The 13,425-nt window shown below is 71.6% G+C and carries 10 protein-coding genes; 8 read left to right on the forward strand and 2 right to left on the reverse strand.

Going from position 1 to position 13,425, the window contains the following annotated elements; all coding sequences use genetic code 11:
* The first annotated feature begins 29 nt into the window (after positions 1-29).
* The 3 genes from QFZ76_RS36845 (at position 30) to QFZ76_RS36855 (ending at position 2,146) form a co-directional block, all read left to right on the forward strand.
* On the forward strand, positions 30-653 hold the full coding sequence (locus tag QFZ76_RS36845) for a TetR/AcrR family transcriptional regulator (protein WP_307677724.1): 624 nt from the start codon (positions 30-32) through the stop codon (positions 651-653).
* A gap of 81 nt (positions 654-734) precedes the next feature.
* Positions 735-1,436 carry a ribonuclease HII gene (locus tag QFZ76_RS36850; RefSeq protein WP_307677725.1) on the forward strand — a complete coding sequence of 234 codons (702 nt, stop codon included), beginning with the start codon at positions 735-737 and terminating at the stop codon, positions 1,434-1,436.
* Positions 1,437-1,504: 68 nt separating this feature from the next.
* Positions 1,505-2,146, forward strand: coding sequence for a hypothetical protein (locus tag QFZ76_RS36855; RefSeq protein WP_307677726.1), 642 nt, complete (start codon positions 1,505-1,507; stop codon positions 2,144-2,146).
* A 303-nt stretch (positions 2,147-2,449) separates the two neighbouring features.
* Here the strand turns inward: QFZ76_RS36855 and QFZ76_RS36860 are convergent, their stop codons facing one another.
* Positions 2,450-3,085 carry a hypothetical protein gene (locus QFZ76_RS36860; protein WP_307677727.1) on the reverse strand — a complete coding sequence of 212 codons (636 nt, stop codon included), beginning with the start codon at positions 3,083-3,085 and terminating at the stop codon, positions 2,450-2,452.
* A 284-nt stretch (positions 3,086-3,369) separates the two neighbouring features.
* Entirely contained in the window at positions 3,370-5,541 is a 2,172-nt protein-coding gene (locus QFZ76_RS36865) for a RecQ family ATP-dependent DNA helicase (RefSeq protein WP_307677728.1), read from the reverse strand.
* A gap of 165 nt (positions 5,542-5,706) precedes the next feature.
* Here QFZ76_RS36865 and QFZ76_RS36870 point away from each other — a divergent pair, with 165 nt between their 5' ends.
* The 5 genes from QFZ76_RS36870 to QFZ76_RS36890 all read left to right on the forward strand — a co-directional run bounded on the left by QFZ76_RS36870 (position 5,707) and on the right by QFZ76_RS36890 (position 13,338).
* A complete protein-coding gene (locus QFZ76_RS36870) occupies positions 5,707-7,470 on the forward strand; it encodes a DUF4192 domain-containing protein (protein ID WP_307677729.1) in 1,764 nt (587 codons plus the stop codon).
* Positions 7,471-7,647 carry a hypothetical protein gene (locus QFZ76_RS36875; RefSeq protein ID WP_307677730.1) on the forward strand — a complete coding sequence of 59 codons (177 nt, stop codon included), beginning with the start codon at positions 7,471-7,473 and terminating at the stop codon, positions 7,645-7,647.
* A 656-nt stretch (positions 7,648-8,303) separates the two neighbouring features.
* Positions 8,304-10,397, forward strand: coding sequence for a glycogen debranching N-terminal domain-containing protein (locus tag QFZ76_RS36880; RefSeq protein ID WP_307677731.1), 2,094 nt, complete (start codon positions 8,304-8,306; stop codon positions 10,395-10,397).
* 131 nt (positions 10,398-10,528) lie between these two features.
* Positions 10,529-11,287 carry an NUDIX hydrolase gene (locus QFZ76_RS36885; protein WP_266432903.1) on the forward strand — a complete coding sequence of 253 codons (759 nt, stop codon included), beginning with the start codon at positions 10,529-10,531 and terminating at the stop codon, positions 11,285-11,287.
* Between the two features lie 182 nt (positions 11,288-11,469).
* On the forward strand, positions 11,470-13,338 hold the full coding sequence (locus tag QFZ76_RS36890) for an ATP-binding cassette domain-containing protein (protein ID WP_307677732.1): 1,869 nt from the start codon (positions 11,470-11,472) through the stop codon (positions 13,336-13,338).
* The last annotated feature ends 87 nt before the right edge of the window (positions 13,339-13,425 follow it).

Consider the following 13,425-nt stretch of genomic DNA (forward strand, 5'->3'; position numbering starts at 1 on the left):
CACTTCCCCTGTCTGTTGGAGAAGCTCAGATGGTTACCTCGCGCTGGACGGCCGCCCCCGCTCAGACGGTCTCCCTGCGCCGGCGCGGCGCCGTACTCGAACGCGCGATCCTCGATGCCGCTCTGGATCAGCTCAGTACGGTCGGCTGGAAAGGCCTCACGATGGAAGGCGTCGCCGCCGGCGCCCAGACCGGGAAGGCTGCGGTTTATCGTCGCTGGCCGTCCAAGGAGGACCTCGTCGCGGACGCGCTCCGGGCCGGGCTGCCGCCTTTTGAGGAGGCACCCGATCTGGGCAGCGTGCGCGAGGACCTGCTCACCCTGTGCCGGCGGGCGCGGGATGCGATGTTCTCGCGTCCCGGCTTCGCGCTCAGCGCGGTGATTCACGAGTGCGACCCTGCCCAGGCGGCACGCTTCCACGGCGTGATCTTCGGAGGAGTCGTGGAGCCGACCCTCAGGCTGCTACGCCAGATCATTACCCGTGGCATAGAGCGTAAAGAGGTGCGGGACGATGCGGCCAACGGCTACGTATTCGATGTCATCCCGGCGATGCTGATGTACCGATCCAAGATGTGCGCAAGTGAATGGAATGATCGGGATCTCGAAGAGATGATCGACCAGTTGATGCTCCCGCTGTTGCGGCCGACCGGCGGATGACCGGGGTTCGCGGTGCCCGTGAAGCCGTTCGGGGAACCGGGGTGTCGGAGGGTGATCCGGTCGGCGTACGCTAAGGGCGCCATGCCGTACGAACCGCCTACTCACACCGTCGAGCGCTCCCTCCGCGCCACGACCGGAGCGAAGATCATTGCCGGTGTCGACGAGGTGGGGCGCGGCGCGTGGGCCGGTCCCGTCACCGTCTGCGCGGCGATCACCGGACTGCGCCGGCCCCCCGAAGGTCTCACCGACTCCAAGCTCCTCAGCATCAAGCGGCGCACGCAGCTCGCCCACGTGCTGCGGGACTGGGTCACGTCCTACGCCCTGGGACATGCCTCACCGGAGGAGATCGACCAGATGGGCATGACGGCCGCTCTGCGGCTCGCGGCGGTGCGCGCCCTGGATGCACTGCCGATCCGTCCCGATGCGGTGATCCTCGACGGGAAGCACAACTACCTCGGGACGCCCTGGAAGGTCCGTACTGTGATCAAGGGTGACCAGTCGTGCGTGGCCGTGGCAGCGGCCTCCGTGATCGCCAAGGTTCAGCGCGACAAAATGATGGCCGAACTGGGCATCGACCATGCAGACTTCGATTTTGCGGCCAACGCCGGGTATCCGTCGCCCGTGCACAAGGCCGCACTGCAGGAGCGGGGCCCCACCCCGTACCACCGGTTGTCGTGGGCGTATCTTGATGCGCTGCCCCAGTGGCGGCACCTCAAGAAGGTCCGCAGCTGGGCGGATGGAAGCGTTCCGGAGATCGAGGGGCAGCTCGGCTTCGATTTCTGACGGTTCCGCTCGCACTCATGTGCCACCCGCTGGCGCGAGCCGTACCAACGTTTGATAAATATCAGCTCATGCCTCTCATTCCCGAGGAGCCTCAGATTCACGAGAGTGCCCAGGGTCCCCGCGCCACTCCGGCCAGCGGCCGCAACGCGCCGACCCCTCGTCCTGTACCCGGCCCCCGCCCCGCGGCTCACCCGCGCCCCGGTCGCCCAGGCCCGCTGAGGCCCGCGCCGCCGGTGCAACGTACGCCGCGCGACGTGGCCGTGGCCAAGCCCGGACCGTCGGGCCCTGCCGCCCCTGCCGCCGCCGCTCCGGCCGCGGTGACCCCGCAGATCCAGCTGATCCCGGCCTCCGCCGAGGGTGCGCTCGATGCTGCCGAAGAAGCCGTCGACCTGCTGCTGGACTCGGGTCGCGCCCCCGGCGACGTGCTGGTGATCACCACCGGCGAACAGCACCCGTGGGCCGTCCATGAGCTGTCCTTCGGTGAAGCGTCGTACTGGGCGCAGCACGACGCTGCCGACGACGTCTTCTACACGGACGCCGCCATGGCTTCCCGCGCCGCTGCCCGTCCTGTGGTTGTGGTCGCCGTCAATGGCGGCCCCGACTCGGCCGCCGCCGAGGTCCTACCGCTCGCTCACGCCCGGGCCGGTGCCCTGCTGATCGTTTGCGGCGACCCGCAGCAGATCAACTCGGTGTTGGGTACTGGCGTCTGAGTCGCGTCCGGTACGTCCGGGGCACGCTGGGGTGACGAAGGGTGCCGTCCAGGCGGCACCTGCACCTCGGTCGTTTCTGTGTGCCTGCAAACCCGGGCGGGGTGGCATCCAGGTGCGGGTGCCGCGCCTTGTTCTGGGCGGTTGCGGGCCGGGTCATGCTGTGGCTGTCCGTCGTGCCGGCGGGGTGTTCCCCGTACCGGTGCTCGGAGTTGTCGTACGGACTCGACTGTGTGCCGTGAATGCGCACCACGGCCTACGAGTACGGCATCAGCGCGCGGCCCGCGGGTACAACGCTCGGACGTGTCAGCGGGCCGCCGCTCGGCGCAGGACCTCCGATACGGCGCCGCCCGTGCGTGGCGGCGGAGGCGGCGCCTCGGAGGTGGCGAAGGGCTCGGGTGCCGAGTCCACGTTCGGGCGGCGTCCGCCTCGGCCCTCGCCGATGACCTGCCAGCCGTCCCGGGTCAGCGTGATGTACGCCCCGCAACGCAACCCGTGCAGAGTGCAGGCGTCACGCAGTCCCCACATCCACGCGCCGTCCTCTTCCGTCCAACGGGCGTCACCCTCGCGGCAGTAGAGCAGCACGGCGGTGCGCACCGGTGTGCGGCGCCGCAGGTCGTGCGGGATCACCCGGCGAAGCTGGGCCAGCAACACGTTGCGGGACATCCACCCGTCCGCCGGTGCCGGTCGGCGGGTGAACGAGGCGCTCGCCCGTAGTCGCTCGTCGGGGTCGAGGACCGCCACGATCGCGGTTGCCGGTTTGGGACGGTGGCGCGTGTGCAGCCCGCTGACGACCTCGCGGGGATTGCTCAGCAGCGGGATTCCCGCGGCGGCCCACTCCGCGGGTTCGAGCATGCGGGCCAGAGGATTGGCGGATGCGGCGGACAGGTCGGCAGGCGACGACGTCGACGCCGCGGAGGACGGAGCGAATCCGAAGGTCACGGTCCTCCCTTCGGCTACGCGCCCATACTGCGGGCGGGGTCGGATTCGGGGGAGCGCGCACCGCAGCAGAGCCCTACCTGATCACGGACGAGCCGTGCGGGGAGCGGACTCCAATTCTTCCTGTCGAACTTGGTTGCGGCAACGAGCAATTGGGCCTACCGAACCTTTTCTGGCGATTGGCGTCGTATATCCCTACCCGGTGTTCTGGGAGACGACGCACGGGACGTTCGAGCACGGCACGTTCGTGCGTCGGCGCAGGACTGCGGGCATCGTCTCGCGCGTGCTCAGCCGCGTACCGCCAGGACCAGTGGCAACACCCTCTGGGCACCGGACCGCAGAAGCAGGCGGGCGGCGACCGCGAGGGTCCAGCCGGTCTCGGTCACGTCGTCCACGAGCAGTACGGGGCCGGGCGCGGCATGGAGGGCCTCCTGCAGGGGCGGGGGGACGACGAGCGCTCCTTCGAGGGCACGCAGGCGTTGGGCGCTGTTGGAGCGGGGAAGGGACAGCTCGGCCGCATGGTCCGTGTAGGCCAAGGAGCCCAGCAGGGGGAGGCGACCGACCGCGGAGATTCGGCTGCCGAGCGACTGGATCAACTGTGGCCTCGTGCGCGAGGGCATGATGATCACGCCGACGGGACGGGGTGGGGCGTCCGGCCTGCCGGACGCCCAGCCGTCCGGTGCCTTGGCCCAGTCGGCCAGTACGGTCACGACGGCGTTCATCACGTCGTCGGGCGCCGGGGCGTCCGGGGTGTGGGGCGCGAGGAGGGGGCGGAGCCGGTTGCCCCAGCCGATGTCGGAGAGCCGGCCCAGCGCCCGGCCCGGGGTGGCTTGCTCGCCGGGCGGGATACGGCCCTTGAGGTTGACGCCGATGGCCGGGAGTCCGGTCGGCCACATTTTGCGGGGATCCACCACGACACCCGCGCGCGTGAGCGAGCCGCCGGCGGTGTCCAGTGCGTCCTGAGAGACCTCAGCTGTGAAACGGGGGCCGGCGCAGTTGTCGCAACGGCCGCAGGGGGCGGCCTCGTCGTCGTCCAGCTGCTGCCTCAGGAACTCCATGCGGCAGTCGCTCGTGGTGGCGTAGTCGCGCATGGCCTGCTGCTCGGTGGCGCGCTGCTTGGCAACCCATGCGTACCGCTCGGTGTCGTACGACCAGGGGGTGCCGGTGGCGACCCAGCCGCCCTTGACGCGATGGACGGCGCCGTCCACGTCGAGGACCTTGAGCATGGTTTCCAGGCGGGTGCGGTTCAGCTCCACGAGGGGTTCGAGCGCGGGCAGCGACAAGGGGCGGTCCGACTGCGCGAGGATGTCGAGGGTGCGGCGGACGGCCTCCTCGGGCGGAAACGCGACGGAGGCGAAATAGGCCCAGATCGCTTCGTCCTCACGGCCCGGCAGCAGGAGGACTTCGGCGTGTTCGACGCCGCGCCCGGCGCGGCCGACCTGCTGGTAGTACGCGATGGGGGAGGAGGGCGAACCCAGGTGGACGACGAAGCCCAGGTCGGGCTTGTCGAATCCCATGCCGAGTGCGGACGTGGCCACGAGCGCCTTGACCTTGTTCGCGAGCAGGGCTTCCTCGGCCTGCTGGCGTTCGGCGTTTTCCGTCTTTCCCGTGTAGGAGGCGACGGTGTGACCGCACTGCCGCAGAAAGGCGGTGACCTCCTCGGCCGCGGCGACCGTGAGGGTGTAGATGATTCCGGAACCCGGCAGGTCACCCAGGTGATCGGCGAGCCAGGCAAGCCGGTGGGCCGCGTCGGGCAGCTGGAGCACTCCGAGACTGAGGCTCTCGCGGTCCAGCGGGCCACGCAGCACCAACGCGTCCGTGCCCGTGCCTGTGCCCAGTTGTTCGGCCACGTCGGCAGTGACCCGTGCGTTGGCGGTGGCGGTGGTGGCGAGCACCGGAACGCCGGACGGGAGGTCGGCGAGCATGGTGCGCAGCCGCCGGTAATCGGGGCGGAAGTCGTGCCCCCAGTCGGAGATGCAGTGGGCCTCGTCGACGACGAGGAGTCCGGTGGCAGCGGCCAGTTCGGGCAGGACGTTGTCGCGGAAGTCCGGGTTGTTGAGCCTCTCCGGGCTCACCAACAGCACGTCGACCGTGCCCGCGGCGACCTCGGTCTGGACGGTTTCCCACTCCTCCGTGTTGGAGGAGTTGATGGTCCGGGCGTGGATACCGGCGCGGGCAGCCGCGTTGACCTGGTTGCGCATGAGCGCGAGCAGGGGCGAGACGATGACGGTCGGCCCCGCTCCGCGCTCGCGCAGCAGGGCGGTCGCCACGAAGTACACCGCGGACTTGCCCCAGCCCGTGCGCTGCACGACGAGGGCCCGGCGCTTGTCCGCCACCAGCGCCTCGATCGCCCGCCACTGGTCCTCGCGCAGTCGGGCCGATCCGGTGCCGTCCCCGACCAGACGGGTGAGGACCGCATCGGCTGCCGCGCGCAATTCCGCGTTGCTCGTGTGCGTCATACGTCCCATACAACAGGACCGCACTGACAGCCGGGGATCTTCACCGGCCGAGGCGGCGGACGCCTCAGCGGCGCCACCAGGCATGCGAGCCCATGATGGCGTGTCCATGATCGAACTTATCCACAGGTCAAAGCGGAACCTGGTGATCCGCGAGATCGTCTGGGCATGACGAATCACAGCGAAACGACTGGATCCTCTGAGAACGGCGACATCGGCGGACGAGACGGATATGAGAGGCGTGAAGCCTCTGACGCGGACGGCGGGCGACCCGGGACCGTGCCCAGCCAGCACGTCGAGTGCGTGACGTACGCCGCCCACGGAGGCGACCATCAGGTCACTCTGCGTACGCCGGCCGAACTGGCCGACGCGCTGCCGTACCTGCTCGGGTACCGCCCCGAGGACAGCATCGTCCTGGTCGCCCTGCACGACCGAGGCGGTCGCGGCCGGTTCGGCGGACGGGCCCGACTCGGCATTCCGACCAGCGGGGACGACTGGGAGTCCGCGGCCCGGCAGCTCGCCCAGGGGCTGATCACGGGCAGCGCGCGCAGGGGGGCCAAACCCGAGCAGATGGTGGCGTATCTCTGCCAGGAGCCCGCCAAGGGCGAGACGGGGCAGCAGGTCATGGGGCGGCTGGCCCGGCTCGCCGGGCTGCTGCGCACGGAGTGCGGCCGCCTCGACGTACCCGTCATCGAGGCGCTGTGCATCTCCGACGGCCGCTTCTGGTCGTACTGCTGCCCGAGTGAGGGATGCTGTCCCCCCGAAGGGCTGCCGATGGGGCTGCCCGGCACCTCCGTGCTGGCTGCCGCGGCTACCTATGCCGGGCTCCAAGTGCGAGGCACTCTGCGCGAGTTGCGGGCCAGGCTGCTGCCCTGGGAGACCGCCGCCGCACTGGAGCAGGAGGCCGTCCTGGACACCACGAGCATGGCGCAGATCCCCAGGATGCTGGACGAAACCGGCCGGGCGGACGTGGCAGAGGAGACGATGTCCCTGGCCGAGCGGGTGATGGCACGGTTCGCCGAGGCGGTGCCCGTCTCCGGGCCCCTCCTGGCGGACCTGCGTGACGACGAACTGCTCGGACACGAGGAAGCGGCCACGCTGATCCTCGGCCTGCAGGACCGCTCGACGCGCGACCGTGCGGCCGAGTGGATGGAGGGTCCCGAGGCCGGCCCGGCGCTGCGTCTCTGGCGAGCCTTGGCCCGCCGTTGCGTCGGGTCGTACGGCGAGCATGCGGCGGCCCCGCTCACCCTCGTCGGCTGGGTTGCCTGGTCGGCCGGGGACGACATCGAGGCCCGAGAAGCCATGGCCATGGCCCTGGGAGCCGATCCCGACTACCTCTTCGCCCGCCTCCTGCACCAGGCGTGCAACGAGGGCCTGGACCCGGAGTCCATCCGCCGCTGTCTGCGCGAGGCGCGCATGGCGCGTGCGGCAGAGGGAGCGGGAGGAGCGACCGGCGAGAGGGGATCTGAGCCCTCGACGCGGCAGGAAATCGTGGCGCCGGCGCAGGCGGACGTGACAGATGTTGGTGGAACTCCGTCGCCGCGGGGCGTGACCGGTGCCGGGGACGCCCCCGCGTCGCAGGACGTGACCAGTGTCCAGGACACTCCCGCGTTGCAGAACGGGGTGGGTGTCGGTGGAGCGGGCGCGGCGGCTTCCCGTCGCCGCCGCCGGAGCAGGTCCGGCGGCGGCCCGGACGGCCGCCCGCACGTCTCAGGCGCCGGAGAACGGCCGTCGGGGACGGATGAATCCCACGCTCGCCCACGGCCGACGAGTACGCGTCCTGGTGCTGCGGGGACAGCCGGCACGCGTCCACGGCCGTCGGGGAAGGGGAACGCGCGCCCGCACCCCACGGGCCAGGACAGCACACGGCGGCGCGGCACCCGACCCGGAGTCGCGCGACCGGGAGGCGATGCGGTCGAGGGGGAGGCATGAGTGACCGCCCGGAAGGTGGCGGCGGCCGACTCCGTGGCCTCGCCGGTCGGCTGTGCGCGTGCGGCGCGCGGATGTGGCATGCCCTCCGCCGCGGGACGGCGGGCGAGCCGGCCCGAGGCGGGTCCGGGCACGGCGGGACGGCGCGAGGTCGGCCGGGAAACGGAGGGGCAGGGCTGACGCTCGGTCGTCGCGGGGCCCGCCCTCTTCACGCCCGCCGCCATTCGGTCGGCTTCCAGGGCCGCGGGCGTGACCCCGATGAGGTCCGTCCCGTTCACCTGAGTGGCGGAACGGCTGGACGGGTGCCGCCCACCGCCCTTGTCCCTCAGGAGCCCCGCACCCGGCGCCGTACACGACCCAGGCGCACAGAGCGCAGAGGAAGCCGCCCCTTGCATCAGCCGACTCCGCCCTCCGCCGCCGACGACAACAGCTCTGCTCTCGGCAGTTCCTCTTCGCCCCGGGGCGAAGGCGTCGATCCACCGGCCCAGGCCGCGGGCTCGAATACGTACGAGCCGATTTTCGCGAGCGACACCGAGCGCGCCGCAAGGGCGACGAGGCACGACCAGCGCCTGACTCCGGGGCCGAACCCGGGCGTGCCCTCTCCCTTACGGACCGGGCAGGCGCACGTTCTCACGGGCAAGGACCAAAGGCTGCCCTCATGGGCAGGTTCCGGGCACCTGTCCACGTCCACGGGGCAGGACCAGCAGCCCTACCCAGGAGCGGACCCCGACAGCCGTCCGTCTCCGTCGACGGGGCAGGTCGACCGGTGGCCGGCTCCAGGGGCCGGTCCAGCGCGGCACTCGTCCGCGCCCGCGGACCAGTACCAGCCTCCGCCTATGGCCGGACCACAAAGGCCCGTTCCGTCGACAGCCCAGCACTGGACCCCACCCCCGACCGTCCCTCGCCCGCATCGCACAACCTCGCCCACTCCGCAGAACCACTTGCCGCCGCCCTCAAGCCCGCCACTGCCCGCTCGCGGCCCTGCCGACCTCCCCCCGGCCCACACCGCCCTCATCTGCGTCGCGCTCCCGGGTCTCGCCATCTCCTCGGATCAGGGGCAGTTGACCGGACACGGGCTGGAAGGCTTCTATCGCGCGGGCCGGCGTGTGCTCTCCCGCTGCCAGGTTCGCGTCGCCGGTCGCGAACCGGTCGCCGTCCAGGCCCGGACGACCGCGGCGGACCACGTGCGCTTCGTGGGGACACTGCGGGTTTCCCCCGGCACCGGTCCTGATCCGGACGTCGTTGTCGAACGCACACGTCACGCGGACGGCACGGAGCGCATCACGCTCCACAGCGCGGCCTCCCGCCCGCTCCGTCTGCCGGTGGAGGTGGCCCTCGGCACCGATCTGGCCGACCTCGGCGCGATCGCATCGGGACGAGCGGGGCCCGAACTACCCGCCAGCGTCCACGACTCCGGCCTGCGCTGGTCCTGCGCCGACGGGAGCGCATCGGTCACGGCCGATCCTCCGCCAGCCGATGCCCTGGCCTCGGCAGGACTGCTGCGCTGGGAGTTCCACCTGCCTCCGGGCGGCACGGCCAGCGTGGAACTGCGGGTACGACCGGACGGCGCTGGACCCGTCCGATCCGTGGGGCGCGCAGCGACCAGCCCACTGGCGTCCGCACGGGCGACAGGTGACCACTCCGGCGTGAAGGCCCTGCTGCACACCGGCGGCGAGGACCTGCAGGCCCTGCTGTTGCGCGATCCGGCGCATCCCACGGACACGTACCTGGCGGCAGGAGCACCCTGGCGCTGCGGGCTGGCGCCGGCCGAGGCGCTCGCCGCGGCCCGGATGACACTGCCCCTCGGCACCAGGCTCGCCGCAGGCACCCTGCGCACCCTCGCGCGCACCCAACTCCCGGGCACGGGGTCACAATCCGGCATGATCCCTGGGCCGAGGCGGGACGCGGGGGCACATCTGCCGCCCGGTTGCACGGGCACGGAGGCCACGCTGCTCTTCCCGGCTCTTCTCGCAGAGGCCAGGAGGTGGGGACTTCCCCACCATGAGACGGAGGAACTGCTGCCGGCGGCCGAACGGTGTCTGGCCTGGCTGCGGACGACCGTGGGCGACGGGGCGTATCTGTGCGATCCGCAGCCCGGCGGGCCCGTCCGCTGTGAGACACAGGCCCATGCCCACCGCGCGGCCCTGCTCGGTGCCGAGCTGCTCGACGCGTGCGGCAGACCGGGTGGCACCGAGCTGCGGCAGTGGGCACGGGAACTGCAGACGGCGTTCCGCGCGGACTTCTGGATCGAGGACCGCGGTGGCGGCCGACCGGCGACTGCCCGTGCCCCGGACGGGCGCCTCGTTCCACAGCTCGGTGCCACCGCCGTCCACCTGCTCGACACCGGGCTGCTGGGCGGAGGCGAGCTGGCACCCGGGCTGCTCGACCGAGTACACACCGAACAGCTGGCCAGATTGTTCGGGAGCCCGGCCATGGACTCCGGCTGGGGGCTGCGAGGGCTGGGCGCGAAGGAGGCGGGATACAACCCCTTCGGTCATCGCGCCGGTGCCGTTCGGGTCCACGAGACGGCGGTCGCCGTCGCGGGCCTGGCCGCGGCCGGCTACGAGAAGGAGGCCGGTTCGCTGCTGCAGGGGGTACTGGCTGCGGCCGAGACCTTCGGCCACCGGCTCCCCGAGATGTACGCGGGGGAACAGCGCACCGACGGGGGCGCACCGCTGCCCCATCCGGCGGCCTGCCGCCCCTCGGCGACGGCAGCGGCTGCCGGGGTCCTGCTGCTGACCACCCTCGCGGGGATCCGCCCGGACGCCCCGGCCGGGACGGTCACGCTGCGTCCCATGCGCAGCGCGCCCCTCGGGGAGATCAGCCTGACCGGCTTGCGGGTCGCGGGTTCCCCCTTCTCCGTGCGGGTCAGCCGACTCGGCCTTGCCATGGTCGAGGAGGCGGCCGACGGACTCCAACTGAGAGCCTGACCTCGTACGACATGGCAGCGGACGACGATCGGGAGCGCACCGCGAATCCCCGGCCGGACCGAAGCCGACCAGCCACCGATGCGGCCGACGAAGGGAGTGTTTATCGTCAGGCAGACGACTATGATCGCCGCATGCCCTACGACCCGTCAGCATTTCCGCCCTTCGCCGTCACTGTGGACCTGGTCGTGCTGACCGTGCGCCGCCATGCCCTGTGCGCGTTGGCGGTGCGCAGGGGTGAGCCGCCGTTCCAGGGGCGCTGGGCGCTTCCCGGCGGCTTCGTACGGGCCGATGAGGATCTGGCTCAGGCCGCGGCGCGCGAGCTGGCCGAGGAGACCGGACTGCGCGCGCACGATCCGGCCGTCCCCGTGCAGGACAACGGGGCACATCTGGAACAGCTCGCGACCTACGGCGACCCCAAACGCGATCCCAGAATGCGTGTCGTCAGCGTCGCCCACCTCGCCCTCGCCCCCGATCTGCCCGCTCCCCGCGCGGGTGGCGACGCCAGCAACGCACGCTGGGCGCCCGTCGAGGAACTGCTGCAGCAGAGCGGATACGGCCGGGACGGCGAACCGGTCGCGCCGCTCGCGTTCGACCATGCCCAGATCCTGGCGGACGGCGTGGAACGTGCCCGTTCCAAGATCGAGTACTCGTCGTTGGCCACCGCGTTCTGCCCGCCCGAGTTCACCGTCGGCGAGCTGCGCCGTGTCTACGAGGCGGTGTGGGGTGTCGCGCTCGACCCCCGCAACTTCCACCGCAAGGTGACGGGAACCCCCGGCTTTCTCGTCCCCACCGGGGGGACGACCACCCGCCAGGGAGGCCGTCCCGCGCAGCTCTTCCGGGCAGGCGGCGCCACCCTGCTCAACCCGCCGATGCTGCGCCCTGAGGTGTGACACCGGGGCGCCGGGCACCGACGGCCGACCGGCCGTGACCGAACCGCGGATCGGCCACTGTTCCGAAGGGCGAACAGGGCCCGATCACGTTCGTCGGCGGGCCGTCGGAGGATGGCCGGCCGACTGTGGAGCGGGCCTTGTGGTACCCGAAAAACCGGACATAGCGCGCTATCTTGCTACGGGTGATCCAGGCACTCGGACTGACCAGCAACTCCAGCAAGGATCTTCCGCCCGCAGTCGACGACGTCTCCTTCGAAGCGCGCGCAGGCCGTGTCACCGCGCTTCTCGGAGCGGCGGGTGCAGGCAAGACGACGTCGCTCAGGCTGATGCTCGAACTCCAACAGGGCCGTGGCATCACCTATTTCAGAGGCCGCCCCCTGCACCGCATCGCGCACCCCTCGCGCGAAGTCGGCGTGCTCCTGGGTGATGTGCCGGGCCATCCCGCCCGCACCGTGCGCGGTCACCTGCGCATGCTGTGCGCCGCGGCGGGTGTTCCGGTCCGGCGGGCCGACGAAGTCCTCGAGGTGGTCGGCCTCGTCAGCCTGCGGGACGAACGGCTCGGCACCCTCTCGCGCGGCATGGACCGCCGCCTCGGACTGGCCTGCGCCCTGCTGGCAGACCCGCACACCCTCCTGCTCGACGACCCCACCGACGGCCTCTCCGCCCGCGAGAACCAGTGGCTGTACGGCATGCTGCGGGCACACGCCACCCAGGGCGGCACGGTCCTGTTCACCACGGCCGACCCCAAAGAGGCGGCGCGTGCCGCCGACCAGGTGGTCACGCTCGACGCGGGCAGACTCGTCGCCGATCAGGAGGCCGCGGAGTTCGCCCGCACCCGCCTGCGTCCCCGGGTCGCCGTGCGCAGCCCTCACGCCGCCCGCCTCGCGGCCCTGCTCGCCAAGGAGGCCCGCACCGCCCAGCACTCCGTCGAAGTCGTACGAGAGGGCGGCAATCGTCTGTCCGTTTACGGCAGCACCTGTGCCGACATCGGCGAGACCGCCTTCCGTCACGGCATCCTCGTCCACCAACTCGCCGACGAGATCGGGGACATGGGCCCGGGTGCGGTGGCGGTCTCCTCGGGAGAGTCACACGCCCCCGACGGGCCCCATACGGAGGGTGCGGAGCGGGAATCCGGCCCGTCAGAGTTGTCCGGTCCAGCGGGAACGCAGGCCGGTGCGAGCGAGGGAGAAAGGCACCCTCGGACGACCGCCCGCTCCGCCGAAGCCCTCAAGGCCATCGACCACCTGTCCCCGCTTCCACCCCCCATCTCGGTCCGCCCCGCGCCCAGCCCCTTGCGGCCGCTGCGCTACGAGCTGCGTCGCGCCGCCGGGATCGGGACCGGCTTCCTCACCGGCGCCGCCGTCCTTGTCACCTCCGCCCTCACCGCCGTACTCCTGGCACGGATCGGACACACCCCTCAGCCGCGTCTGCTGGCCGCGTGGCCGCGGGAACTTCCGCTGCCACCCGCGGCGCTCGGCGCGGGGCTGCTCGGGGCGCTGGCCTTCGGTGATGAGTTCCGCCACCCCGCCCTGGCGGCGGACCGCGGCACGGTGCCCCGCCGACTGGGGCTGCTCGCCGCGAAACTCGTGGTCGCCGCCGCCACCGCACTGCTGCTGGCCGTCCTCACGGTGGGCTGCGACGCCGAAGTGCTCTACCTCGTCTACGGACGGGAGCTCACGGAAGTTCCGGCCGACTGGTTGTCACTGGGCGCCAGTTGGATCGGGCTCGTGGTCGGCTGTGCGTGGGCCGGTGTGTTGGCCGCGGGAACCTTCCGGTCCACCACGGCCGGGCTCGCCGCGGTGGTTGCCGTGCCGGTTCTCGTCGTGCCTCTCGTACACAAGGCCTTCGAGGGGGCGTCCGTGCGGGCGGCGGCCGGACTTCCCGCGCGGCTGCGCGAGGTGTTCCTGCTGCAGTGGCCCTTTGGTGGAGAGCGCTATCTGGCAGCGGTGGCACGGGTGCTCGTCCAACCTGTCGGTGGGGCGCTGACGTTGTCGCTGACCGCCCTGCTCTGCGCATATGTGCTCACGACCCTCCGGGGCAGGGTCCGATGACGACCGTCCGAGCCCTTACCGTTCCCGCCCTGCGCACAACTCCCCGGGGAAAGCCCATTTCTTTCCGATAAGGCGTCAATTGCGACG

The sequence above is a fragment of the Streptomyces sp. V4I2 genome (assembly GCF_030817655.1).
GTDB lineage: Bacteria > Actinomycetota > Actinomycetes > Streptomycetales > Streptomycetaceae > Streptomyces > Streptomyces plumbiresistens.